The sequence below is a fragment of the Streptomyces sp. ActVer genome, assembly GCF_027270795.1.
Classification (GTDB): Bacteria; Actinomycetota; Actinomycetes; order Streptomycetales; family Streptomycetaceae; genus Streptomyces; species Streptomyces umbrinus_A.
The window spans coordinates 1-25,350 of the sequence record NZ_JAPWHT010000027.1 but is presented as its reverse complement, the minus strand read 5'-3'; the positions used below and the strand labels follow the sequence as shown (position 1 = coordinate 25,350).

Annotated in this window: 21 protein-coding genes; 14 read left to right on the top strand and 7 right to left on the bottom strand. The window is 71.3% G+C overall.

Annotated elements, in window-relative coordinates; all coding sequences use genetic code 11:
- The first annotated feature begins 64 nt into the window (after positions 1-64).
- The 8 genes from O3Q52_RS07195 to O3Q52_RS07160 all read left to right on the top strand — a co-directional run bounded on the left by O3Q52_RS07195 (position 65) and on the right by O3Q52_RS07160 (position 9,145).
- Positions 65-607: a MarR family winged helix-turn-helix transcriptional regulator gene (locus O3Q52_RS07195; RefSeq protein ID WP_269647957.1), complete on the top strand. Its 543-nt coding sequence runs from the start codon at positions 65-67 to the stop codon at positions 605-607.
- A gap of 216 nt (positions 608-823) precedes the next feature.
- Complete coding sequence (locus O3Q52_RS07190) at positions 824-1,549, top strand: response regulator transcription factor (protein ID WP_269647976.1); 726 nt, start codon at positions 824-826, stop codon at positions 1,547-1,549.
- A gap of 386 nt (positions 1,550-1,935) precedes the next feature.
- Positions 1,936-3,180: a cytochrome P450 gene (locus O3Q52_RS07185; RefSeq protein ID WP_269647956.1), complete on the top strand. Its 1,245-nt coding sequence runs from the start codon at positions 1,936-1,938 to the stop codon at positions 3,178-3,180.
- A gap of 58 nt (positions 3,181-3,238) precedes the next feature.
- Positions 3,239-3,436 carry a ferredoxin gene (locus O3Q52_RS07180; RefSeq protein WP_269647955.1) on the top strand — a complete coding sequence of 66 codons (198 nt, stop codon included), beginning with the start codon at positions 3,239-3,241 and terminating at the stop codon, positions 3,434-3,436.
- Complete coding sequence (locus O3Q52_RS07175; protein ID WP_269647953.1) at positions 3,433-4,653, top strand: NAD(P)/FAD-dependent oxidoreductase; 1,221 nt, start codon at positions 3,433-3,435, stop codon at positions 4,651-4,653. The genes O3Q52_RS07180 and O3Q52_RS07175 overlap by 4 nt, the downstream gene beginning before the upstream one ends.
- Positions 4,654-4,711: 58 nt before the next feature.
- Positions 4,712-5,554: an SDR family oxidoreductase gene (locus O3Q52_RS07170; RefSeq protein WP_269647951.1), complete on the top strand. Its 843-nt coding sequence runs from the start codon at positions 4,712-4,714 to the stop codon at positions 5,552-5,554.
- 45 nt (positions 5,555-5,599) lie between these two features.
- Positions 5,600-7,429 (top strand): NAD(P)/FAD-dependent oxidoreductase, encoded by a 1,830-nt coding sequence (locus O3Q52_RS07165; RefSeq protein WP_269647949.1) that lies wholly within the window; start codon positions 5,600-5,602, stop codon positions 7,427-7,429.
- A gap of 84 nt (positions 7,430-7,513) precedes the next feature.
- A complete protein-coding gene (locus tag O3Q52_RS07160; protein ID WP_269647947.1) occupies positions 7,514-9,145 on the top strand; it encodes a hypothetical protein in 1,632 nt (543 codons plus the stop codon).
- Positions 9,146-9,272: 127 nt separating this feature from the next.
- Here the strand turns inward: O3Q52_RS07160 and O3Q52_RS07155 are convergent, their stop codons facing one another.
- Positions 9,273-9,923, bottom strand: a complete 651-nt coding sequence (locus tag O3Q52_RS07155) for a TetR/AcrR family transcriptional regulator (protein ID WP_269647946.1) — start codon at positions 9,921-9,923, stop codon at positions 9,273-9,275.
- Between the two features lie 190 nt (positions 9,924-10,113).
- On the opposite strand from O3Q52_RS07155, the gene O3Q52_RS07150 reads away from it, so the two are divergent.
- Complete coding sequence (locus O3Q52_RS07150) at positions 10,114-11,907, top strand: ABC transporter ATP-binding protein (RefSeq protein WP_269647945.1); 1,794 nt, start codon at positions 10,114-10,116, stop codon at positions 11,905-11,907.
- A gap of 66 nt (positions 11,908-11,973) precedes the next feature.
- On the opposite strand, the gene O3Q52_RS07145 is transcribed toward O3Q52_RS07150, so the two are convergent.
- On the bottom strand, positions 11,974-12,192 hold the full coding sequence (locus tag O3Q52_RS07145; RefSeq protein WP_269647944.1) for a hypothetical protein: 219 nt from the start codon (positions 12,190-12,192) through the stop codon (positions 11,974-11,976).
- Positions 12,193-12,558: 366 nt separating this feature from the next.
- On the opposite strand from O3Q52_RS07145, the gene O3Q52_RS07140 reads away from it, so the two are divergent.
- Entirely contained in the window at positions 12,559-14,352 is a 1,794-nt protein-coding gene (locus O3Q52_RS07140) for a S8 family serine peptidase (protein ID WP_269647943.1), read from the top strand.
- Between the two features lie 222 nt (positions 14,353-14,574).
- Positions 14,575-15,252 (top strand): AIM24 family protein, encoded by a 678-nt coding sequence (locus O3Q52_RS07135; RefSeq protein WP_269647942.1) that lies wholly within the window; start codon positions 14,575-14,577, stop codon positions 15,250-15,252.
- Between the two features lie 89 nt (positions 15,253-15,341).
- Here the strand turns inward: O3Q52_RS07135 and O3Q52_RS07130 are convergent, their stop codons facing one another.
- From O3Q52_RS07130 to O3Q52_RS07115, 4 genes are all read right to left on the bottom strand, one after another.
- Entirely contained in the window at positions 15,342-16,814 is a 1,473-nt protein-coding gene (locus tag O3Q52_RS07130; RefSeq protein ID WP_269647941.1) for a hypothetical protein, read from the bottom strand.
- Positions 16,815-16,846: 32 nt separating this feature from the next.
- The gene (locus O3Q52_RS07125; protein ID WP_269647940.1) at positions 16,847-17,404 is read right to left on the bottom strand and encodes a hypothetical protein; all 558 of its coding nucleotides are present in this window, start codon (positions 17,402-17,404) and stop codon (positions 16,847-16,849) included.
- 108 nt (positions 17,405-17,512) lie between these two features.
- The gene (locus O3Q52_RS07120) at positions 17,513-18,820 is read right to left on the bottom strand and encodes a cytochrome P450 (RefSeq protein WP_269647939.1); all 1,308 of its coding nucleotides are present in this window, start codon (positions 18,818-18,820) and stop codon (positions 17,513-17,515) included.
- A 131-nt stretch (positions 18,821-18,951) separates the two neighbouring features.
- Positions 18,952-20,214, bottom strand: a complete 1,263-nt coding sequence (locus tag O3Q52_RS07115) for an endonuclease/exonuclease/phosphatase family protein (RefSeq protein ID WP_269647938.1) — start codon at positions 20,212-20,214, stop codon at positions 18,952-18,954.
- A gap of 386 nt (positions 20,215-20,600) precedes the next feature.
- On the opposite strand from O3Q52_RS07115, the gene cyc2 reads away from it, so the two are divergent.
- Both cyc2 and O3Q52_RS07105 read left to right on the top strand, forming a co-directional pair.
- Positions 20,601-22,787, top strand: coding sequence for a germacradienol/geosmin synthase Cyc2 (gene cyc2 / locus O3Q52_RS07110; RefSeq protein ID WP_269647937.1), 2,187 nt, complete (start codon positions 20,601-20,603; stop codon positions 22,785-22,787).
- Positions 22,788-22,870: 83 nt separating this feature from the next.
- Positions 22,871-23,566, top strand: coding sequence for a S1C family serine protease (locus tag O3Q52_RS07105; protein ID WP_269647936.1), 696 nt, complete (start codon positions 22,871-22,873; stop codon positions 23,564-23,566).
- A 37-nt stretch (positions 23,567-23,603) separates the two neighbouring features.
- Here the strand turns inward: O3Q52_RS07105 and O3Q52_RS07100 are convergent, their stop codons facing one another.
- Complete coding sequence (locus O3Q52_RS07100; protein WP_269647935.1) at positions 23,604-24,356, bottom strand: phosphodiesterase; 753 nt, start codon at positions 24,354-24,356, stop codon at positions 23,604-23,606.
- Between the two features lie 131 nt (positions 24,357-24,487).
- On the opposite strand from O3Q52_RS07100, the gene O3Q52_RS07095 reads away from it, so the two are divergent.
- Positions 24,488-25,111 carry a LysE family translocator gene (locus tag O3Q52_RS07095; protein WP_269647934.1) on the top strand — a complete coding sequence of 208 codons (624 nt, stop codon included), beginning with the start codon at positions 24,488-24,490 and terminating at the stop codon, positions 25,109-25,111.
- Positions 25,112-25,350: the final 239 nt, after the last annotated feature.

Sequence of the window (25,350 nt, the reverse complement as noted above, 5' to 3'; positions counted from 1 at the left end):
CTCGGATCCTGGGCAGGGCAACCTATTTACTTGAGTCAGGCAAGTAGCTGCTAAAGTGGACCCCATGTCCACACCGTCGCCCGCACACACCCCTGACCCTCTGTCCGGAGCCGAGTCCGCCCCCGTCTCCGACGAGGTCATCGAGATCGAGCGAGCCCTCAACCGCATCGTCTATCTGACCGGTCGGGTCAGGCAGCACGACCGCCTCATGGCCCTGGCCGGGGTGTCGCTGGACCGGGCCGCGGTGGCGCTGCTGCGGCAGATCGCCGAATCGGAGCCCATGCGCCCAGGCGAGTTGGCGGCGCGGCTGGCCGTGGAGGCGTCGCACGTCACCCGGCAGGTACAGCAGCTGGAGAAGGGTGGTTACGTGACCCGGGTCCCGGATCCGGACGACCGCCGCGCCCAGCGCATCCAGCTCACCCCCGTCGGCCAGGAGGCGATCGACCGTATCCGCATCGCGAGTTGCCGGGGCATGGAACTCGCGCTGTCCCACTGGAAGCCGGAGGAACTGCGGCAACTCTCCACGCTGTTCCATCGGATGGTCGACGACTTCCTGGACACCGAGGTCACGCTGGAGGGTGAGCACTCCTCGCCGCGCCAGGCCTGACCGGGGGCGGCCGGGTCCGGTCGACGGCACGGCCGGCGCGCGCCCTCGTCGCCGGAGTCCCGGGGTGCGAGGGTTTCCTCGGTGCCGTTCGGCGCGACCGCCGTTCGTGCGCGACGCGTGAGCCCGGCACGAGGTGGTGTCGCCGCCGCCCGCCTCCTACACATGAACGAGGTGCATGCGATGGACGGGACGGACGGGGTGGACCGGGTGCTCGGAATGGACGGCGTCGGCGTCGGTGAGGCGCGCGGGGGTGGCGTGGAGGGGCCCGCGCCCGCCCGTGGGAACGGGCAGCGCGTCCTGGTCGTCGTCCACGACTCCGCGATCGCCGAACTGCTCACGACCACACTGGAGTTGGCGGACTACCGGGTGACCGCCGCCCGCACCGGCGCCCAGGGCATGGCGCGGCTCGCCGAGCACCGTTTCGACCTCGTGGTCATGGATGTCTCGGTCCCGGACATCGAGGAGCTGGGTGAGGGGCGCCGGTTCCGCCCGGCCGACCGGCCTCCGGTGCTCTTCCTCGCCGAGTACGAGAAGCTGGGCCTCCTCGTCCCCGAACTCGGCCTGGGCGAATCGGACTACGTCACCGTGCCGTTCCGGATCTCCGAAGTCCTCACCAGGGCCCATGTGTTACTGCGCGGCCGCGGTTCGGTGCGCCAAGGGCCGTGCTACGGCGACCTCGTCCTCGACGACGCCACCTGTCAGGCCCGGCGCGGCAGACGGGCCCTCGACCTCACCCCGGCGGAGTACCGGTTGCTGCGTCATCTGCTCGTCAACGCGGAGCGGGTGCTGTCGAAGGAACAGATCTGCCGGCATGTCTGGGGCGAGACCCGGGCCGGTAACGCGATCGAGAAGCTCGTCTCCCGCCTCCGTCACAAGGTGGACCAGGAGCAGCCCCCACTGATCCACACGCGCCGGGGCTTCGGCTACCGGCTCGGACGCTGACCCCGACATCGCCCGCGCCCCGACTCCCCGCGCCCGGCGCCCTTCAAGTCCCGACGCCCGGCGTCTCCCGAATCCCGCGCGTCCTCGACTCCCCACACCTCCAACTCCCTCACCCCCACACCCTTTTGGCCCTCCACCTCGGCGGCTGTGCGCCTCTCGCACCGGCCGCTTCGTCGTGTCCGTGGGCCACGGCCGCGACGTGGGGTGGCGCGAAAGTGTGCCCAGGTGGCCGACCTCCTGCGGGTCCGATCTGTGATCTGGGTCACGTCAGCTTTATGTCAGGCAACTGGCCGGAAGCCGTCAGTCCGCTCCGCTTGCATGTGGTCTCAGAGGTCTCCAACCCTTCCCCGTTCTCCGCCCCGGCGGAGCCCCCACCGAGGAGTCAGATGGCCGAGACACTGGCCGGAGCCGCGTCCGACGCAGCCGAGGCGATGCCCGAGTTCCCGATGCCGAGGGCGGCCGGCTGTCCGTTCGCCCCGCCGCCGGCCGTCGAGGAGTTGCGCGAGCGGAACCCGATCAGCAAGGTCCGGATCTGGGACGGCAGTACGCCCTGGATCGTCACCGGGCACGCCCTGCAGAGGGCCCTGCTGACCGACCCCCGCGTCAGCGCCAACGACAAGAGCCCCGGCAGCTTCCCGTTCGTGACGGAGTACCGGCAGCAGATCGCCAAGTACACCCCGGAGCTGATCGTCAACACGGACGCCCCCGAGCACACCCGGCTGCGCCGGATGGTCAACGGGCCGTTCATCATCAAGCGGATCGAGGCCATGCGGGCCCCGATCCAGAAGATCGTCGACGGTCTGATCGACGACATGCTGGCCGGGCCGAACCCTGCCGATCTCCTGACGGCGCTCGCGCTGCCCGTGCCCTCGCTGGTGATCAGCGAACTGCTCGGAGTGCCGTACGCGGACCACGAGTTCTTCCAGGAGAACAGCAGCCTCGCGCTCGACCGTGCCGCCGCGCCCGAGGACTCGCGGGCGGCGAGCAGCGCACTCGCCGCCTACCTCGACGACCTGCTCGGCAAGAAGCTCACCGACCCCGGTGACGACGTGCTGTCCGAGATGGCGGGGCGCGTCGAGGCCGGCGAGATGAGCCGGAGCGAGGCCGTCCACATGGGCGTGGCGATGCTCATCGCCGGCCACGAGACCACCGCGACGATGATCAGCCTCGGCACGCTGGTCCTGCTGGAGAACCCCGAGCAGCTCGCCCTGGTACGCGACTCCGAGGACCCCAAGGTCGTCGCCGGCGCGGTGGAGGAGCTGCTGCGCTATCTGAGCATCGTCCAGGTCGGTCTTCGCCGCGTCGCCACCGAGGACATCGAGATCGGCGGGCAGGTCATCCGCGCGGGCGACGGGCTGATCGTGGACCTGCACGCCGCCAACTGGGACCCCGAGGCGTTCCCCGGCGCCGACCAGGTGGACGTCACCCGGCCCGCGCGCCAGCACAACGCCTTCGGCTACGGCCCCCACCAGTGCCTGGGCCAGTCCCTCGCCCGCCTGGAACTCCAGGTCGTCTACGGCATCCTCTACCGGCGCGTCCCCACGCTGCGACTGGCGGCCAGGGTCGAGGAGTTGGAGTTCGACCACGACGGCACCACGTACGGCGTCGCCTCCCTGCCCGTCACCTGGTGACCGGCCCGCACCGTTGAACGCAGTGGGTGAACGTACCGAAGGAGCAAGGAAGAAGACCATGCGTGTGGAACTGGACGAACCGAAGTGTGTGGCGGCGGGGCAGTGTGTGATGGCCTCCCCGGAGGTCTTCGACCAGCGTGACGACGACGGGGTGGCGATCCTGCTGGAGGAGCACCCCGCCGACGAACTCCTCGACGGGGTGCGCGAGGCCGTGGCGATCTGCCCGGCGGCGGCGATCCGGCTGGTCGACCAGTGAGGCGGATTCTCGTCGTGGGTGCCTCGGCGGCCGGACTCTCGGCCGCCGAGACGCTGCGCCGGGAGGGGTACGACGGCGCGCTCACCCTGGTCGGTGACGAGCCGCACCCGCCGTACGACCGGCCGCCGTTGTCCAAGCAGATCCTGGCGTCCGAGTGGGAGCACGACCGGCTGACGCTGCGCTCGACCGGCGAACTGGACGCCCTGAAGCTGGACTTGAGACTCGGCAGCGCGGCCACGGGCCTCGACCTCGACGGGCGTGAGGTGCTGCTCGCCGACGGGACGCGGGTCGCGTACGACGGACTGATCGTGGCCACCGGGGTGCGTCCGAGACGGCTGCCCGGCGACGGGCACGCGCATGTGCTGCGCACCCTGGACGACGCGCTCGCGCTGCGGGACCGGCTGGGGGAGGGGCGGCGGCTCGTGGTGGTCGGCGCCGGGTTCCTGGGCGCCGAGGCCGCCGCCGTGGCCCGGGGTCTCGGCGCAGAGGTCACCCTCCTGGAACCGGCGCCCGTACCGCTCGGCCACGCCGTCGGCGACGAGGTCGGACGCGTGCTGTCGGCCGCCCACCTGGAGCACGGAGTGGATCTGCGCACCGGGGTCACCGTGTCCGCGGTCACCGAGGCGGGCGTGCGGCTGGCCGACGGTGAACTGGTCGAGGGCGACGAGGTGTTGGTGGCCGTCGGCTCGCTTCCGAACACCGAGTGGCTGGCGGACAGCGGCCTCACCGTGGGCGACGGCCTGGTCTGCGACGAGTACTGCGAGGCGGTCCGGGAGTCCCCCGGCCCGACGAAGTCCCCAGGGCCGACGACCGGGGGCGTGTACGCGGCCGGTGACGTCGCCCGCTGGCACAACCCGCTGTTCGGGGCGTCGATGCGCATCGAGCACCGCACGAACGCCGCCGAGCAGGGCATGGCCGCCGCCCGGAACCTGCTGCACCCGCAGGCGCGCAAGCCGTTCGCGCCCGTGCCGTACTTCTGGTCGGACCAGTACGGCATGAAGGTCCAGGCGTTCGGCCATCTGCGCGGCCACGACGAAGTCGCCGTGGTGGAGGGGGACCTGGCCGAGCGCCGGTTCCTGGTCGCCTACCGCAGGGGCGACCACCTCACCGGGGTTCTCGCGGTCGGCATGCCGCCGAAGGCGATCCGCGGCTGGCGCCAGGCCGTCGCCGTGCGCTCCACGTGGCACGACGCCGTACCGGCCACTGGCGTGTTGTAGCCCTCGCGCTCAACTGGGCATCGATAAAGGGTAGTTCAGACGATCAGGGAGGTTGTTCGTGGTCGACCGTCCGAACGAGGAGCATCGGGACGTGGTCGTGGTCACGGGGGCGGGAGGGATGGGCGTCGCGGTCGCGCGCCGGCTGGGCAACGGGCGGAACGTGCTCCTCGCCGACGCGTCGAGCCAGGGACTCGACCGGGCCGTCACCGCGCTCACCGACGAGGGCTACGCGGTGCGCGGCATGGTGACCGACGTGTCCGACCGCGGGGCGGTGCACAAGCTCGCGGAGGCGGCGGCCGACGAGGGCCGGGTGGTCGCGATCGTGCACACCGCGGGAGTCTCGCCCGCGACCGGGCCGGCGAAGACGATCGTCGACGTCAACCTGCTCGGCACCGCCCATGTCATCGACGCGTTCGAGACGGTCGCCACCCGCGGCACGTCCCTGGTGGTGATCTCCAGCATGGCCGGTCATGTCGCGTCCCTGAGCCGCGAGGAGGAGGCCGCCCTCGCGACGACCGCCACCGAGGACCTCCTCGGCCTCGACGTCGTCAGCGCCATCGGCGACGACGCGCAGACCGCGTACATCGTCACCAAGCGGGCCAACCACCTGCGGGTGCAGGCCGCCGCGCTCGCCTGGAACCTGCGGGGCGCCCGGGTCAACAGCGTCAGCCCGGGCGTCATCGCCACCGCGATGTCCCGGGCGGAGGCCGCGTCGCCGTCCGGGGCGCACATGATGGACATGCTGGACGCGAGCGGATCGGGCCGCGTCGGGACGCCCGGGGAGATCGCCGACGCCGTGGCGTTCCTGACCGGCCCCGAATCGTCGTACATCACCGGGACCGACCTTCTCGTCGACGGCGGACAGGCCGCCTGGCTCCGCCTCCACTTCCGCCCGCGGTAGCGACCGGGCGACGACCGCACCCCCTCCACAGCAGAAGGGACACGCATGACCATCCCCCACACCCCGTCCGCCGCGCCCGACTTCGACCCGGAGGAGCTCGGGTTCGACCCGGAGGCCCTGCGCGCTCGCTACCGGGCCGAGCGCGACCGGCGGATCCGCCCCGACGGCAACGCCCAATACCACCGCGTCGCCGGCGAGTTCGGCTACTACGCCGACGATCCGTACGTGGCGGAGCCGGAGTTCACCAGGGAGCCGCTGACCGACCGGGTGGAAGTGGTAGTCGTCGGCGGCGGGTTCGGCGGTCTGCTGGCCGGGGCGCGCCTGCGGCAGGCGGGCGTGCGGAGCATCCGGGTCATCGAGCAGGCCGGGGACTTCGGCGGGACCTGGTACTGGAACCGGTACCCGGGAATCCACTGCGACATCGAGTCGTACGTCTACATGCCGCTCCTCGAAGAGATCGGCTACGTCCCTCAGTGGAAGTACGCGCCCGGCGAGGAGATCCGGCAGCACGCGCGGGCCATCGGGCGGCACTTCGGCCTGTACGAGGACGCCTGCTTCCGGACCCGGGCGACCGAACTGCGGTGGGACGACACGGAGTTGGAGTGGATCGTCACCACCGACCGCGGTGACCGCATGCGGGCGCGCTTCGTGGTGGTCTCCAGCGGCACGCTCAGCCAGGCGAAACTCCCCGGCATCCCCGGCATCGAGAACTTCAAGGGCCACACCTTCCACACCAGCCGCTGGGACTACGCGTACACAGGCGGCGACGCGAACGGAAACCTGCACCGGCTCGCCGACAAGCACGTGGCCGTGATCGGCACCGGAGCGACCGCGATCCAGGTCGTGCCGCACCTCGGCCGCGACGCCGAGCGGCTGTACGTGTTCCAGCGCACGCCCTCCTCGGTCGACGTACGCGGCCAGCGCCCCACGGATCCCGGGTGGGCCGAGTCGCTCGAACCGGGCTGGCAGCGGCGCCGCAGGGACAACTTCCTCAGGACCGTCACCGGGACCCAGGCGGACGAGGACCTGGTGAACGACGGCTGGACCAGCAGCGCCCGGCTGCTGCAGAACCTGATCCCGACCAACAACTACGCGGACCTCCTGCCCGAGGAACGCGACCGCGTGAACGAACTCGCCGACTTCCAGAAGATGAACGAGATCCGCGACCGCGTGCACACCGTCGTCGAGGACCCCTCCACGGCCGAGGCTCTCAAGCCCTGGTACCGCTACATGTGCAAGCGGCCCACGTTCAGCGACCACTACCTGGACACGTTCAACCGGCCCAACGTGACGCTGGTCGACACGGCCGACCACGGGGGCGTCGAGCGCATCACCGAGGACGCCGTCGTCGTCGGCGGCGCCGAGTACGAGGTCGACTGCGTCATCTTCGCCACCGGCTTCGAGGTGGGCGTCTCGGGCATCCTGTCCGGCCAACTCCCCGTGTACGGGAGGGAGGGCGCCACGCTGCCGGGGGCCTGGATGCAGGGCGGCCCGAAGACGCTCCACGGCTTCTACAGCCACGGCTTCCCGAACCTCTTCCAGCTCGGCCCGCTGCAGAACGCCAGCGCCGTGAACTACGTCCACATCCTCGACGAACAGGCCGGCCATGTCGCCGAAGTGGTCGCCGAGGCACGGGAGCGCCGGGCCCGGTACGTGGAGCCGTCCCCCGAGGCCGAGGACGCCTGGGTCGCGACGATCCGTCAGAAGGCCGCGGACCTCTACAAGTTCCAGGCCGAGTGCACCCCCGGCTACTACAACAACGAGGGCAGGCCCAGGAAGCGCAGCGAGTCGTACGGCGACGGACCCGTCGCGTTCCACGAACTGCTCAGGAGCTGGCGCTCGGACGGCGGCATGAACGACGTCATCGTCGAGTGATCCGCCCGGGGCGCCCGACCACGGGGGCGTCGGCGCCCCGACCGTACGACTGACCATCACCGAACCCAGGGACGGGGAACGACGGTGCGGCCCAGCCGATTCGACGACACCGGCAACACGCCTTCCACGAGCGGCCGTTGGGACCTGAGGAGACTCAACCCCCCGAACCGCCTGTGGGGTTCGAACGGTGTCACCTTCGGTCCCGACGGGCGGCTGTACGTGGCACAGTTCCTCGCCGGGCAGATCAGCGCCGTCGACACGGCCACGGGGGACGTCGACGTGGTGGTGCCGCTGGACGGTCCGGTGCAGGCGCCCGACGACCTCGCCTTCGGGGCGGACGGTTCCATGTACATCGCCGACCTGACACCGGGGCGGGTCTGGCGGCGCAGCCCCGAGGGCGCGTTCAGCCTCGTCTCCGACCAGGTGCAGGTGCCCAACGGCATCACCTGTGTCGGAGACCGGCTCTTCGTCAACGAGATGAAGATGAACGGCCGCCTGCTGGAGCTGTTCCCGGACGGCGGCGACCCGGTGGTGCTGACCGACGGGCTGGCCCTCGGCAACGCGATGCAGCTCGGCCCGGACGGCTGTCTGTACTACCCGCACATGATCGGCAACCAGGTCTGGCGGATCCCGCCGGACGGCGGCACACCCGAACTGTTCGCCAAGGAGGTGGACGACCCGGTCGCGGTCCGGTTCGACAAGGGCGGCGTCCTGGTCGTCCTGTCGCGGGGCCCGGCCGGCATCGTGACGCGCATCGATCTCGCCACCGGGGCGCGGTCGGTGGTCGTCAGCGGCGTCCTCGGACTGGACAACGCGGCCTTCGACGCGGAGAACCGCATGTTCGTCTCCAGCTTCGGCAGCGGCGGCGTCACGGAGATGCGCGAGGACGGCCGCACCCGGGAGATCGTTCCCCGAGGACTCAGCGGCCCGTTCGGGGTCACCGTCGACCTCCGGGGCACGGTCTACGCGGCGGACCACTACCGCCTGGCGAGCCCCGGCGACTCCGGGGAGCACGACTCCAGCGGCGTGATCACCCACGAACTGCAGCCCTTCGTCCACGGCATCACCGCGGACGACGGACTGCTCCACTTCGCCTCCGAGTACGGCGACGTCCGTACGTACGATCCCGTCCGCAGGACCACGCGGGTACGGGTGCAGGGGCTGAACGAGCCCACCGGCATCGAGCGCTCGCCCGACGGAGCCCTCGTCGTCGCCGAGTCGGGTGCCGGCCGCGTCGTACGGATCGACGGGCGGTTCGACGGGACGGACACCGTCACCGTGCTCGCGGAGGGGCTCCGGCACCCCGTCGACATCGCCTTCGACACCGAGGGGCGCTGCTATGTCAGCGACGACGAACTCGGGGCCGTGCTCCGGATCGACGACGACGGCGAGACGGTGGCCGTCGCGGACGGCCTCGGCGCGCCACAGGGACTGACCGTCCGCGGGGACGAACTGTTCACGGTGGACGTCGAGCACCGGTGTCTGCGGGCGGTGTCCCTCACGACGGGGGAGACCCGGATCGACGCCGAGGACCTCGCGGTCGGCCTGCCCCCGGGCATCACCCGTACCGAACCCGCCCTGTTCGCCGCGGGCATGCCCGGCTCGCCGCACCCGTTCGCGGGCCTGGCCGCAGCCCCGGACGGCACCCTCCTCCTCTCGGCGAACGGCGAGGGAAGCATCCTGCGCCTGTCGGCACGCGCGCCTTCGGAGGGTTGAGGGGCCGGTGCCCCTTTAGGGGCGCGGGGAACTGCGCGCCCAGCCACGACGGCCCCGCACACGAAACCCCGCACACAAGCCCCGCACACAAGCCCCGCACACGAAACCCCGCACCCCAGCGGAGCGCCTACGTGCCGGAGATGCCGCCCAGGCAGAACCGCCAGACCTCCTCCGAGGTGACCGGCTCGGCGTGGCCGTCGGCGGCCGAGCCATGGGCCTGGGCGGCGAACATGACGGTCTGCAGGACGAGCGCGGCCTGGCGGCGGGGCCGCCCGGCCGCGATGACGCCCGCGTCGGCGGCCCGCTCGATGAGCTCCGCGAACACCGTGAGCAGCGGCCGGTGGGCGGCCGCCACCTGGGAGGGGTGCTTCACCAGCAGTTGCAGGGCGAAGCCGCCGAACAGCTGCCGCGGCACGTCGGGGCCCGGCTGCGCCCGCTCGTGGAGCATCTCCACGGCCAGGCGCAGCGCCCGGAGCGGATCGCTCTTCGACGCGGCGGCTTCCCCGATCTCGTTCGCCGATTTGGCGAGCGTGTCCTCGAACAGGGCGAGCAGCAGCTCGTGCTTCCCGTCGAAGTACTGGTAGAAGCTGCGCAGCGACTGCTTCGAGCGGTTGACGACCTCCTGGACGGTGAAGTCCGTCGTGCCCTTCTCGGCGATGAGCGAGTAGGCCGAGTCCAGAAACCTCTGTACGCGTTCCTCCGCGCGCAGCTTCGCGGCCCGGGTGGATCGCTCGACGGCACGCCGGCGCCAAGCCGGTTGTTCGGGGGCAGCGGTCATTAGTCGAACGTTACTCGACGGGCCCGTTCGGATACCGCCGGCCGAAATCCCCTACGGCGCTGTCAGTGGCATCGGCGATACTTCCAACGATCCCCCTTGCTCCGGACGAGGCCCCGGACCGGACTCCGGACCGGACCGCGGACGGGACTCCGGCCGAGAGCGGGAGGGGAGCCGATCGAGGGGGAGCACCGTGCCGCAGCCCGACCCGTCCGACACACCGTCCACGCCGCCGTGGCGGCTCCTGCTCGGGTACGTACGCCCGTACCGCTGGACGTTGCTGCTCGGGGCCGTGCTGTCTCTGCTGACCGGCGCCGCGGGGCTCGCGCTGCCGCTGGTCGCCCGGTCGCTCATCGACGACCTGGGGCACGACCGGGCGATCACCGGCGCACTGCTGGCCATGTCGGCGCTGGTGGTCGCCAACGCGGCGATCGGGGCGCTGGGTGGGTACGTGCTGCGGTACACCGCCGAGTCCGTCGTGCTCGGCGCCCGGCGGGGCCTGGTGTCGCATCTGCTGCGGCTGCGCATATCCGCCGTCGACCGCAGCGAGCCCGGCGATCTGATGGCCCGGATCACCTCGGACACCACGCTGCTCAGGGAGGTCACCACCGACTCGCTGGTCGGACTCGGCACGGGCGGGCTCACCCTGGTGGCCACCCTCGCGATGATGGGGTTCGTCGACCCGGTGCTGACGGGCGTCACCCTGGGCGTGGTCCTGGCCGCGGGCACGGTGATCGGCGTGATCGTTCCGCGGATCAACCGTGCCAGCAAGCGCGCGCAGGACGCAGTCGGAGCCATGGGTGCCTCGCTGGAGCGGACCCTCGGCGCGCTCCGGACCATCAAGGCGTCCGGCGCCGAGCACCGCGAGGAGCGGGCCGTGCACGCGGCGGCCGAGGAGTCGTGGCGCCAGAGCGTACGGGCCGCCAAGTGGTCGGCGCTGGCGGGGAACACGGCCGGCCTCTCGATGCAGGTCGCCTTCATCACCGTCCTCGCCGTGGGCGGCGCACGGGTCGCGACCGGAGCCATCGACATCGGCACCCTCGTCGCGTTCCTGCTGTACGTCTTCTACTTGATGGCGCCGATCCAGCAGGTCGTCGGAGCCGTCGCCCAGTACCAGACCGGCTCGGCCGCCCTGGCGCGCATCGAGGAGGCCAGGCTGCTGCCCGCAGAACCGGCCGCCGAGCCCTCGCCGCTGCCCCGGCCCGGCGCCGAACCCGCCTCGATCGCCTTCGAGGACGTCCGCTTCCGCTACGACGACGACCTTCCGTACGTGCACCACGGCGTGACCTTCGCCGTCCCGCCGCGTGGCATGACCGCCTTCGTCGGACCGTCCGGCGCCGGGAAGACCACGGTGTTCTCGCTCATCGAGCGGTTCTACGACCCGGAGGAGGGGACCATCGCGCTGGACGGCCGCGACCTCACCGACTGGGAGGTCTCCGCGCTCCGGTCCGCCATCGGCTACGTGGAGCAGGACGCGCCCGTCCTCTCCGGCAGCCTCCGCGACAACCTCCTGCTCGGCAATCCCGACGCCGACGACGGCGAGGTGCTCCGCGCGCTGAAGACCACCCGCCTCGACTCCCTCGTCGACCGGCTGCCGAAGGGGCTCGACACCCTCGTCGGCCACCGCGGCACCAAGCTCTCCGGCGGTGAGCGCCAGCGCGTCGCCATCGCCCGCGCCCTGCTCAGGCGGCCCCGGCTGCTGCTGCTCGACGAGGCCACCAGCCAGCTCGACGCGGTCAACGAGGCCGCGCTGCGCGACACCGTCGCCGATGTCGCCCGCACCACCACGGTCCTGGTCGTCGCCCACCGGCTGTCCACCGTGACCATGGCCGACCGGATCGTCGTCATGGACGCGGGGCAGGTACGGGCCGTGGGCACCCATCGCGAACTCGTGGCCGGCGACCCGCTGTACGCCGAGCTCGCCGCCACACAGTTCCTCGCGGCCACCGACGACGGACTGTCGGTGCCTGAGACGGTCGACGGCTGAGCCCGGCGACCGGGCCCGACGGTGGCTGAGCCCGGCGGCAGCGGAGCACCGCCCGTGGAGCGGCGGTTACGAGGCCAGAGGCTCCGACTGCCGTAGCACCGCGGCCAGTTGCTCGATGCGCGGCGCGTACCCGGCGTGGCTGTACCGCTCCTCGACGGCCCACGGGAAGGTCCGGTCCGCCCGGACGGCGGGCAGCCGGGCCCAGGTCGGCTTGGTCTTCCTCAGGCCGGCCGGCTGGAGGTTGCCCTCGCGGTTGTCGACGAGGATCAGGTCGGCCTCGTACATGTCGGCGTTCTCCCAGCGGCAGTCCCTCCCGTCCGCACGCCTCCATGGCGAGACAGGACTGAACGTCCGGAAAGGGGTCTTTCCCGCCAACTGGCCGGTCCGGATAGGGGGTTCTCGGCCATGGATCGAGGGTTTTCCCCGTATCCGCGGGACAAAGGCTCCGCCTATTGTTCGAGCACAGCCGAACCACAGGTAACCCCTGACTGGAGGCTCGCGCACGGCCGGCCCTGGCGCCCTCTCGATTGCACCCCCCGCCGCTTCGACGACGAAGCGAATCGAACCGCTGCTCCGCACCGCGCGGCACCGTATGCGCCGCATCGCACCGCTGTTTCGCGCTGCCCGGAGCCGGCCACGAAAGGCACTCACTTGCGTACTCCTCGACCCGCGAGACGGAAGCTGATATCCGTCGCCGCGATCTCCGCGACGCTGCTGGCCGGGACCGCCGCGTCCCTCGCGCTGGCCGGTCCCGCCACCGCCAAGGTCCCCGCCGAGCAGACCGCCGCCGCTGCCGTGTCCGCCCCGGCCGAGCGACTGATCGTCGGCTACAAGTCGGGCGCCACCGAGGCCAAGTCGAACAAGGCCGCCTCCGCCGACGCCGAGGCCAAGGGCAAGGAGGCCGGCGAGAGCCTGGACTTCCAGCGCCGCCTCGGCACCGGTGCCGCGCTGGTCGACCTGGGCGAGCAGCTGAGCAAGGCCGATGTCGCCGACGTCGTCGCCGAGTACCAGGCCGACCCGCAGGTCGCGTACGTCGTGCCGGACCGCCTCAACAAGCCGCAGGCCGACCCGAACGACACCGAGTACAGCAAGCAGTGGGACCTCTTCGAGACCACCGCGGGCATGCGCGTGCCCGGCGCCTGGGACACCGCGACCGGCAGCGGCGTGACCGTCGCCGTCATCGACACCGGTTACGTCACCCACTCCGACCTCGCCGCCAACATCGTCGCGGGCTACGACTTCATCTCCGACACCGCGGTCTCGGTCGACGGCAACGGGCGCGACAGCAACCCGGCCGACCCGGGCGACTGGTACGCCGCCGGCGAGTGCGAGCAGACCACGGGCAGCTCCTCCTCCTGGCACGGCACGCACGTGGCGGGCACCATCGCGGCCGTCACCAACAACAGCAAGGGCGTCGCGGGCATCGCGTACAACGCGAAGATCTCCCCGCTGCGCGTCCTCGGCAAGTGCGGCGGCTACGACTCCGACATCATCGACGCCATCACCTGGGCGTCCGGCGGTACGGTCTCCGGCGTCCCGGCCAACGCCAACGTCGCCAAGGTCATCAACATGAGCCTGGGCGGTGGCGGTGCCTGCACCACGGCCACCCAGACCGCGATCAACAACGCGGTCGGCCGGGGCACCACGGTCGTCGTCGCGGCGGGCAACAGCAACGCCAACGCGGCCAACTACTCGCCGGCCAGCTGCAGCAACGTGATCTCGGTCGCCGCGCTCAACCGCACGGGCGCCAAGGCGAGTTACTCCAACTTCGGCTCGGTCGTCGACATCGCGGCACCCGGTGGCCAGACCAGCACCGGCACCGCCAACGGCATCCTGTCCACGCTGAACTCCGGGACGCAGGGCCCCGGTTCGGAGTCGTACGCCTACTACCAGGGCACCAGCATGGCCGCCCCGCACATCGCGGGTCTGGCCGCGCTCGCCAAGTCGGCGAACTCCGCGCTGACCCCGGCCCAGATCGAGTCCGCGATCAAGACCAACTCGCGTGCTCTGCCCGGTACTTGCTCGGGCGGCTGTGGCGCGGGTCTCGCGGACGCGGCCAAGACGGTGCAGGCGGTGAGCGGGTCCGGAGGCTCCACGGGGGGCACCACCTTCACCAGCACCACGGCCGTCTCCATCCCGGACGCCGGCTCGGCCGTCGAGTCCTCGATCGCCGTCAGCGGCCGCACCGGCAACGCGCCCTCGGCCCTCCAGGTCGGCGTCGACATCACCCACACCTACCGCGGTGACCTGGTGATCGACCTGGTCGCCCCGGACGGTACGGCGTACCGGCTGAAGTCCTCGGGCTCGGACTCGGCCGACAACGTCAACACGACCTACACCGTGGACGCGTCCAGCGAGTCCGCCAACGGCACCTGGAAACTGCGCGTGCAGGACGTGGCCTCGGCGGACACCGGCACCATCAACAGCTGGAAGCTGACCTTCTGACCGTCGAGCGCCGTCGGACGACTGTTGACCCAGGCGGACGGCGGCTGATCGACGACTGACGAGCCACCCCCCACAGGGTGGGGCCGAAAGGCCCCGCAGGGGCGGCCGACGCGAGCGGGCGTCGGCCGCCCCGCCTTTCGTTCCGCGGACATATACCTTCGTCGGTGTCTTTCATCCCGCCGCTGGATGGTGGAACCCGCGCCTCCGGGACAGGATGCCCGCATGAAGGGTGATCTGTTTTCCAGCGAGTACATGGTGCAGCCGGCCACTGCGGCGGGCATGAGCGTCGAGAACGCCAAGTCGATCAAGTACGCCGTCAACGGCGAGATGCTCGCCCGGCAGGGTGCGATGATCGCCTACCGGGGCAGTCTGCAGTTCGAGCGCAAGGGCCAGGGCGTCGGCGGCATGCTCAAACGGGCTGTCACGGGCGAGGGGCTGGCGCTCATGGCGGTGCGCGGGCAGGGAGAGGCCTGGTTCGCGCACGAGGCGCAGAACTGCTTCATCGTCGACATCGACCCCGGTGACGTCTTCACCGTCAACGGCCGCAACGTACTGTGCTTCGACGCCTCACTGAAGTACGAGATCAAGACGGTCAAGGGTGCGGGCATCACGGGTGGCGGGCTGTTCAACAGCGTCTTCACCGGACACGGCAGGCTCGGTCTCGTCTGCGAGGGCAACCCGCTGGTCATCCCCGTCTCGCCGCAGTGGCCGGTGTACGTCGACACGGACGCGATCGTCGGCTGGACGGCCAACCTCCAGACCTCACTGCACCGTTCGCAGTCCATAGGCTCGATGATCCGCGGCGGCTCCGGCGAGGCCGTGCAGTTGATGCTCCAGGGCGAGGGATACGTCGTCGTACGGCCGAGCGAGGCGACACCGCAGAAGGTCCAACAGCACTGATACGGGCCCGTGTCGGGCCGGTTCACGGCTGTTGGACCTTCCGGGGGTGCCGGGTGTCCGCCCGTCTCCTTCGCGATCCGCCGACGCGTCTACGTCGTGGCCCGTCGGCGGCGCCACAGCACCGCGGCGGTGCCGGTGGCGAGCAGCGCCGCGGTGCAGGCCGCGGCGGGCAGGAGCACGTCCGTGCCGGTCGAGGCGAGCGAGCCGTTGCCGGTGGTGTCGAGCGAGCCGCCGCCGGTCGTGGTCTGCGCCCCGCCGCCTCCCGTGCCACCCACGCTGTTCCCGTCGGCGCTCGGACCGTCGACGGGAACCGTGGTCCCGGAGTCGGTCGGGTCGGCGTCCGGTCCCGAGTCGCCGGGCGACGGCTCGGACGTTCCGTCCGAGGGGCTGGGCGAGGCCGGGTCCGAGGGCGAGGGCGACCCCGGGTCGGACGGTGACGGCGACTCGGAGGGCGACGGCGGCACCGGCGCCCGGAACACCGTGAGCGAGGCCTCGGACGGGCTCCCGACGAACACCGAGTCGCCGCCCGGCGTCACCGCGACGGACGAGCTGCCCAACTGGCCGTTGACGCCCGGCAGTTCGGCACCCATGCCGAGGTCCTTGAGCGTCGCCGTGTCGTACACCGCGAGCTGCCCCACGCCGTCCCCCTCCTCCGGCGGGTTGCCCCAGTCCTGCCACACCGCGAACGCCCGGTCGGAGCGCGGGTCCACGGCGACATCCGCGATGGTGTCACCGGGCTTCGCGTCGAAGGAGGCGGCCAGTTCGCCGGCGGCGATGTCGTACGCCTCCAGGACCGTGCCGCGCCCCGCCCACAGCACCCCGCGCTCGGTGTCCCACTCCAGGAAGGACACCGCGGCACCGGCGCCGAGCGCGATCTCCTTGCCGTCCGGCGTGAAGTCGGCCGAACCGACCCTGCGCAGCACGCTGTTGGTGTTGTCGGCGACCCAGATCTGCCCGGCGGCGGTGTCCACGGCGAGCGGACCGACGGCGGCCGGCAGGGTCAGTGAGCGCTCCACGGTCACCGACGTCTCGCCGACGGCGACCTCCTCCAGTTTCGTCCCGCGGACGACCACGACCGTGCCGGCCTTCGCCCCGGCCTTGGCCTGCGTGATCGTCGTGCCGGAGAGCCAGCCACCGCGGCCCGCCGCGTCCCCGTCCTTCACGGCGGCGATCCCGCGCAGCCCGACCAGGTAGTGCACCCCGTCGCCCGGCAGCGGCCCGGCGAGCCGTTTGCCCGGAAGCTGGGCGGGCACGCCGGTGCTGCCGGGGGAGGTCTTCACCCAGTTCAGTACGTTCCCGGCGGCCGGGTCGACGACATAGATCCCGGCGAGGCTCCCGCCCGTCGTACCGGCGACGGTGTCGGACCCGACGTACAGCTTCCCCGACTCGGGGTGCACCAGCAGGTCGAGCGGTTTGCCGACGGTCGTGAGGCGGGCCGTCTGCTCGTACCCCTCCCTCCCGGGCGGGTCGTCGGCGCCGACGGCGGGCGTGCTGACGACGACGGCGGCGAGGACCACCGCCGTGATTCCCACGAGGGCGCCCGCCGCCCGGGGGCGGAGCACATCGCTCCGCCCCCGGGTTCTGAGAGGCGCGGTCACGAGAAGGTGACCGGGATGTAGACGTCGTAGGAGCGGGTGCCGCTCGCCGTGTGGTCGGCGCGCGTCACGATGGCGCAGTCGACGTCCGTGCCGCAGACCTGGCCGGTGGCGATGTTCGGGTTCACGTGCACGCTGACGTCGAAGGAGCCGCCGGAGCCGTAGGCGGAGCTGTTCGCGACCGTGCCGCCGCCGAGGTTCGACACCCAGTGCGAGGCGCCCGTCGTGCCGGACTGGTCCGCGCCGCCCAGGCAGGGGGTCGGCCGGGAGGTGTACGTCGACGGGTCACCGGGCACGACGCCGTCCGGTATCACGCACAGGCCGACGTAGACGCCCTGGATGGTGTTGTAGCCGCTGCCGGAGACGGTGATGTTCTGCCCGGCGGCCGACAGGGCGTCGGGGGCCGTCAGCGACAGGTTGTACGTCGTTCCGCTCACCGTCACGGACCGCGTGGCGGTGGCGGCCGAGGCGGAGGTGGCGAGCCCGACCGTCAGCGCGGCGGCGGTGGCACCGACGACGGCGATTCGGGTGGCACGGGCGAACACGGCGGATCTCATGGGCAGTTGGCCTTTCGGAGGCGAAAACCACTTAGGTAAGGCAAACCTAAGTTGCGAGTCAATGGATCGTCAACCCGTACCTCATGGAGCCCAGCCGGACCAGCCGGCTCAGGCCACGTGCAGCGGCAGCGACTTCAGGCCGTTGATGAAGTTGGAGACGAGCCGCCGGGGAGGCCCGGCGACGCGCGGCGGCCCGGGCAGGGCGCGCAGCGCCTCCTCGTACAGCACCCGCAGCTGCAGCCGGGCGAAGTGCGCACCCAGGCAGACATGCGGGCCGTCCCCGAAGGAGACGTGCGGATTCGGTGTACGCGCCAGGTCGAGCCGGTGCGGCTCGGCGAACACCCGCTCGTCGTGGTTGGCGGAGGCGTGGAAGACCACCACCTTGTCCCCGGCACGGACCGTCGTCCCGGCCAGCTCGGTGTCGCGCACGGCGGTGCGACGGAAGGTGAGCACCGGCGGGTGCCACCGCAGGAGTTCGTCGACGGCCGACTCCAAGTCGACGTGCCCGGCGCGCAGTTGGGCGTACGCCTCCGGATGCCCGGCCAGCGCCAGCAGTCCGCCGGGGGCCGCGCCGCGAACCGTGTCGTTGCCCGCGACCGTCAGCAGGAAGAAGAACATCTCCAGTTCCGCGGTGGCGAGTTCACCGTCGGCGGCGAGCACGGTCATGACGTCGTCGCCGGGGTGCCGCCGCTTGTGTCCGGCCAGCTCGCGGGCGTACGCGAACATGTCCCGCAGTGCCGCCGGGGAGCGCGGGTCGACCGGTCTGCCCACGGCGTCGAGCACGGGCGGGCCCGCCTCGTCCGGGTCCTGGTAGCCGATGACCCGCTGGGTCCAGTGCAGCAGCAGCCCGCGGTCGCTCTCCGGCACACCGAGCAGATCCGCGAGGTTGAGCAGCGCGTAGTCGTCGGTGACATCGGTGACGAGGTCGCAGGTGCCGTCGTTCCTACGTGCGGTCGCCACCGCCTGCTCGAAGAGCGAGCGGGCCCGGGTGAGGGCGACCGACGCGAAGCGGTCGATCCGGCGCGGGGTGAACGCCCGGCTGACGAGGCGCCTCAACCTCCCGTGCCACGGCGGATCCTGATTGAGCATCATCCGCCGGATGAACGGCAGGTCGTCCGGATCCGGATCCCTGATCTGGGTCGCCCCGAGATACGAGGAGTACGTCTCCGAGTCCTTCAGGACCCGGACCACGTCGGCGTGCCGGGTGACCGCCCAGAAGCCGGGTCCGGCCGGCCAGCCGAGAACCTCGTGCTCCTGCTGCCAGGCCACGGGGTGGTGGTCGCGCAGGACGCGGTATGCGGCGTGGGGGACACCGGCGGCGTACTGCCGGGGGTCGAAGACGTCGGGGACGGCGTCCGGGCCGGCGTCCGGGCCGGGTTCCCCGGCGGGTGGCGTGGGCGTCGCTCGTGAGGTCACGCCACCACGGTGGCCCGGCCGCGGCGGGGCGGCAAGGGCGTGTGAGAGGGCTCCGGCGACCGGCGGCGCGAATGTGCTTTCGCATTTTCCCGAAGGCCGCGCGAACGGCGGGGGCGAGAAAAAGGACCCGGTCACCCCAGCCGTACGTCCTGCCAGACCATCCGGTGGTCCGACGTCGGGACCACCGTGCCGTTGCCGACCAGGCGGTAGAGCGGGTCGTCGGACGTGGGCCAGAAGACGCCGTTGCCGGCAGGGATCAGACCACGGGACGGGATGACATGGTCGACCCGGAGGTTGCCGGGCGCGGTGTCGCCGAAGTCCGCCGTGTCGTACGCGGGATTCCCGACATGCGAGGCATTCGCACCCCCTTGGAGACGGGAGGCCTCCACGCCACCACGAGAGGCGGGCGGCACGCCGGGCAACCGCACGGCCGAGTGGTCCAGCAACTGCCGCACCGCGTCGTCGTAGCTGTCCCCGTCGAACGGATCGGCGTTGAGGTCACCCGCGATCACGAAACGGGCCCCGGCCCGCAACCCGTCCCGTACACCCCGGTCGTCGTACAGGTACGCCCCACGACGCCGCCCCCCGATGTAGTCCGCCCACAACCGGATCTCGTCGTGGTTGCGCCGCCCGTTGCGGTCCTCGGCCCCGTCGAAGGTGGGCGGAGTCGGATGCGAGACGAGGAAGTGCACGGTGGAGGAGGAACCGTGGCCGAGCCGGATCGGCAGATCCCAGTGGCTCTTGGACGACAGCCGCAGGATCGCCGTGGCCTCCGCGCTGTAGTAGCCCTGCGGCATGACGTTGCCCGGCATGTCCTTCCACAGGAAGTGCTGGAAGGTACGGGCCGCCCGGACGTCGATCGGGTACTTGGAGAGGACGACCATGCCGTACTGGCCGGGGAACCAGCCGTACCCGAAGGCGTCCTGCCCGTACGCGTCGGAACCCGGCGTGGTGACGGCGCCGTTCTTGCCGTCGAGGTCCACCCCGGAGGCGACACCGGTGTTGACGGGCGCGGTGAAGCGGTACGGGAAGCGCACCGGCTTCGCGCCGTTCTGGCCCACGGCGAGGTAGTTGCGGAGGAACAGCCGGACCGCGGTGCCGTCCTCGTCGTAGTCGAACTCGTTGATCAGCAGGACGTCCGGGTCGACCCGCTGGATCGTCTCGGCGACGTTGCGGGCCTGCTGGTTGTCCGGCGTGGACAGGTCCGTGACGAGGGCGCCCTGAGTGCCGCGGTTCAGCGAGGCATTGAAGGTGGCGAAGCGGACGGCACGCCGGTGCGAGCTCGCGCCGGCGGAGGCGCCGAACGCCGTCGTGCCGGCCAGCGCGGCTCCGGTGAGACCGGCGAGCGCGGCACGGCGCGAGAACGACGGGCGGTGCGGTCTGGGGTGGTTCATCGGTACTCCGGGGGGAGGGGGGAGAGACGAGGAGGGCACGTGAACTCCCGTAGTCTGCGCGCGTAGACGCAGGTGGCACAAGGGTTTGCCGGGGACTCACGGACGGCGGTGAAGCGGGGATTTCGGACGGCCGACGCCCTGGTGTACGCACGTCGTACGAGGCCGACGGCCGTCGTCATCGCACGTACTCCGAGGCCCGCCCGCAGGGCATCGCACCGGGCACCGGCGGAACAGCACACCGCCGACTCCGCGGAATCGCGCACCGCCGGCCCGCAGGACAGCACACCTTTCCCCGAACCGCCTCCCGACACTCATCCGTTCACGCGATGGTGCGATCATGTGCCGCCGTACGGATGCCCGTCGGAGGCCGCGGGTAGGGCCGGGCCATGACGCAGCCGTTCGAACTCCCGCACTTCTACATGCCGTACCCCGCGCGGTTGAACCCGCATCTCGACGAGGCGCGCGCCCATTCGAGCGAGTGGGCGCGCGGTATGGGCATGCTGGAGGGCTCCGGTATCTGGGAGCAGGCCGACCTCGACGCGCACGACTACGGCCTGTTGTGCGCGTACACGCATCCGGAGTGCGACGGGCCCGCCCTCTCGCTCATCACCGACTGGTACGTGTGGGTCTTCTTCTTCGACGACCACTTCCTGGAGACCTTCAAGCGCAGCCAGGACCGCTCCGGCGGCAAGGACTACCTGGACCGGCTCCCGCTCTTCATGCCGCTCGATCTCTCGACCCCCGTGCCGGAGCCGCAGAATCCCGTCGAGGCCGGACTCGCCGACCTCTGGGCGCGCACGGTTCCCTCGATGTCCCTGGGCTGGCGCAAGCGGTTCGCCGAGTCCACCGAGCATCTGCTCAACGAGTCGATGTGGGAGCTGTCCAACATCAACGAGGGGCGGATCGCCAACCCCGTCGAGTACATCGAGATGCGCCGCAAGGTCGGCGGCGCCCCCTGGTCGGCGGGGCTCGTGGAGTTCGCGACGGCCGAGATCCCCGAATCCGTCGCCGGCTCACGGCCGTTGCGCGTGCTCATGGAGACCTTCTCCGACGGCGTGCACCTGCGCAACGACCTCTTCTCCTACCAGCGGGAGGTCGAGGACGAGGGCGAGTTGAGCAACGGTGTGCTCGTCCTGGAGACCTTCTTCGGCTGCACCACCCAGCAGGCCGCCGACATGGTCAACGACATCCTCACCTCGCGGCTGCACCAGTTCGAGCACACCGCGCTCACCGAAGTGCCCGCGCTGTCCCTGGACAAGGGCCTCACACCGGACGAGGTCCGGGCGATCGGCGCGTACGCGCAGGGGCTGCAGGACTGGCAGTCGGGCGGCCACGAGTGGCACCTGCGGTCGAGCCGCTACATGAACGAGGGGGCTCTCGCGACCTCACCGCTGACCGGCCTCACCGGTCCCGGCACCTCAGCCGCCGATGTCGGGGCGCTGCTCGCCGCCGCCGGTGCCGAGCGGCTGCGCGCGTACACCCATGTCCCGTACCAGAAGGTGGGACCCTCCCAACTCCCTGATTTCTACATGCCGTTCCAGGTCCGGCTGAACGCCGATCTGGACGGGGCCCGGCAGCGCATCACTCCGTGGGCGCACAGCATGGGCATCCTGGAGGAGGGCGTCTGGGACGAGGACAAGCTCGCCGCCTACGACCTGCCGCTGTGCTCGGCGGGCCTCGATCCGGACGGTACGCCGGAGGCGCTGGACCTCAGCGCGCAGTGGCTCGTGTGGGGGACGTACGGCGACGACTACTACCCGATGGTGTTCGGGAACCGGCGTGACGTGGCCGCGGCGAAGCTGTGCACCGAGCGGCTGTCCGCGTGTATGCCCCTCGCGGGCGAGGAGATCCCGCCCCCGGTCAACGCGATGGAGCGGGCCCTCGCCGACCTGTGGCGGCGTACGACGGTCGGGATGACCCTGGAGGCGCGCCGCACCTTCCGGGCCTCGGTGGACGTGATGACCGAGAGCTGGGTGTGGGAGCTGGTCAACCAGCTCCAGAACCGCATCCCCGACCCCGTCGACTACCTGGAGATGCGTCGCGCCACTTTCGGCTCCGACCTCACCAAGAGTCTGTGCCGCCTGGGCCACGGCCCGGCGGTGCCTCCCGAGGTCTACCGCAGCGGTCCGGTCCGTTCGCTGGAGAACGCCGCGATCGACTACGGGATGCTCATCAACGACGTCTTCTCGTACCAGAAGGAGATCGAGTACGAGGGAGAGGTGCACAACCTGATCCTCGTCGTGCAGAACTTCTTCGGCTGCGACTACCCGACGGGACTCGGCGTCGTCCATGACCTCATGACCCAGCGCATGAAGCAGTTCCAGCATGTCGCCGCCAACGAGTTCCCTCTGCTCTACGAGGACTTCCAACTCTCCGACGAGGCCCGCGAGATCTTGGAGGGCTATGTGGTCGAGCTGCAGAACTGGATGGCCGGCATCCTGAAGTGGCACTACGACTGCCGCCGTTACGGGGCCGCCGACCTGGCCCGCCGCGCCCACGGCTTCGTACCGGGACAGCTCCCGGGCCTGCCGATCGCCGCCAGTCGGCAGAGGACGTCGATCGGCGCCCTCTGACGGGGCCGCCGCCTCGCGTCACCCGTTCGAGGATCGTGGCGTGCCGGTGCGGAGGGTAGGGCTCTGGCCGGAGGCGATCACCAATGGAACAGACCGCGTTGCGTCCCAAGCCGATGCCGGGCCGGGAGCCGGGCGGCGGCCGTCCGCCCGGCACGGTCCGCCGCCCGCACGCCGCACGCCGGCGCGGGCGACGGCTCATGACCCTGCTGTTCAGCCTGTTCGTCGGGGCGGTCCTCGTGCTGTCGGGGATCGGCCTCGGCACCGTGGGCGCCACGGTGATCGGCATGAGCAAGCTGGCCGACCTGCGGAGGGAGGCGGGCGAACAGGGCGGTGCGCCGGGGGAGTCCGGCCCGGCGCCAGGGTCGGCGGAGGGCTCGGCGGAGGGCTCGGCACAGGAATCGGGGCAGGAAACCGGGCAGAGACAGGGCGGCTCCAAGTCGGCACCAGGAGCCGGGAGTTCCGCCTCGCCGAAGAATCCGTCCCGGGATCCGCGGAGTGACGCGCCCGAAGAGCGGCCCACCCTCGGTGTGGAGGCTGTCGACTCCTCCAAGGGCCCGGGCGCGCTCCTCGTCGGCGTGCACGTCCCCGGACCCGGCTACACCGCGGGTCTCGTACGGGGTGACGTGCTGCTCGTCTTCGGCCGGACCCGTGTCGACTCGGCCGCCGACCTGGCGCGGGCCGTCGCCGCCGCGCGCCCCGGCACCGCGGTCACGCTCACTCTGCGGCACGCGAGCGGCGGCTACCAGCAGCTGTCGGTGACCCCCGGCGTCGTCACCTGACGGCACCCGGCGTCACACGGTCACGCCGGACCCGGCGTCACACGGCCACCCTGAAGTGGCTCGTCAGCCGGCCCTCGTCGTCCAGCACATGAAAGGCGAACCCGGGAGGCGCCTCCCGGTCCGCCGCACCCTCGCCCTCCCACGGCAGCCACAGCGTCCAGGTCACTCCGGGCCCGACGACCAGCGGCCGCCCGCCGAACGTCGTGGCCGCGGGCGTGTGGGCGTGCCCGGTGATGATCCCGGCGACCTCGCTCCTGCGCTCCAGCAGCGCGGCCAGCACCGACGGCCGGCGCAACTGGTAAGCGTCGGGCAGCGGGTGATGGAGCGCCACCGGCGGATGGTGGAAGGCGAGCAGCGCGGGCAGCCCGTCGAGTCCGTCGAGCGTCTCCTCGATCCAGGCGTACGTCTCCTCGTCCAGCTCTCCCTCGTCGCTGCCCGGCACGCTGGAGTCGCACATCAGGACGGCCGCGTCGTCGAAGACCCGCACGCTGTTGACCGGCCCGTCGCCGGCCGGTTCGCCGAGCAGTGCCTTGCGGTAGGGGGAGCGGCTGTCGTGGTTGCCCGGACACGTCAGTACGGGGAAGGGGGCGCCGCGCTCGCGCAGCCCCAGGATGCGCGCGGCCTCCTCGTACTCGGCCTCCGTCCCGTGGTCCGCGATGTCCCCGGTGACCAGGAGGGCATCCACCGGGACCGGCAGCTCCCACAGTCGGTCCCGCACCCGCTCGGCGCGCTCCGTCGCCCGCCCGGTCCCGTCGAGATGAAGGTCGCTGATGTGCGCGAGCACGAGCATGGTGGTCTCCGCCTCCCCTGGGTGGCCACTTAATGGCTTGATGGCATCCAAGCATTAGAACTAATGGTTGGGCAATCGGGGATCGTTAAATGTCTTGGCCGCGCCCCCTCAACCGGGCCACGATGGGCCCCATGCTGAGCACCCTTCTCGCCTTCCTCGGCGCATGCACCCTGATCGCCGCCTCGCCCGGACCGAGCACGGTGCTGATCATCAGGCAGTCCCTGCAGAGCAGGCGTTCCGGATTCCTGACGGTGCTGGGCAACGAGACCGGCGTCTTCGTATGGGGAGTCGTCGCCGCGTTCGGCCTCACCGCACTGCTCGCCGCCTCCGAAATGGCGTACGACGTGATGCGCGTCGTGGGGGCCGTCGTGCTCGTCGTCTTCGGCGTACAGATGCTGTGGCAGGCGCGGCGCGCCAAGCGCGCGGCGGACGACGGCCCGGAGCAGGGCGGCGGGAAGAGCGGCTGGGCCTCCTACCGGACCGGGCTGCTGATCAACCTCGCCAACCCCAAGGCGGCGATCTTCGCGATGTCCTTCCTCCCGCAGTTCGTGCCGGAGGGCGCCCCGCACCTGCCCACCATGGTCGGGCTCGCCGCCCTCTGGGCGGTCTACGAGATCGGCTACTACGGCCTGTACGTCTGGTTCGTCGGCCGTATGAAGACCGTGCTGTCCCGGGCCGGCGTGCGGCGCAGGCTGGAGCAGGTCTCCGGGGGAGTACTGCTGCTCCTCGGCGCCCGGCTCGCCCTGGAGAGCTGATGTCCCGGGAAAATGACGCTCTTCTTAAGGAAGGCGCCGTTCGGAAAGTAGTGGTGACCGGCTCGCGCCGCCCCCGCTGTCCGGGCAGGATGCTGCCCGTAGCCCCTTTTGAACCACGGAGGCCCGGATGACCGGCACGCCCGCGCCCTTCACCGCCGACGACTACCAGGCACGGATGGAGCGCGCCGCGCGGGCCGCCGCCGACGCGGGGCTCGCCGGGGTGCTGGTCGCGCCGGGCC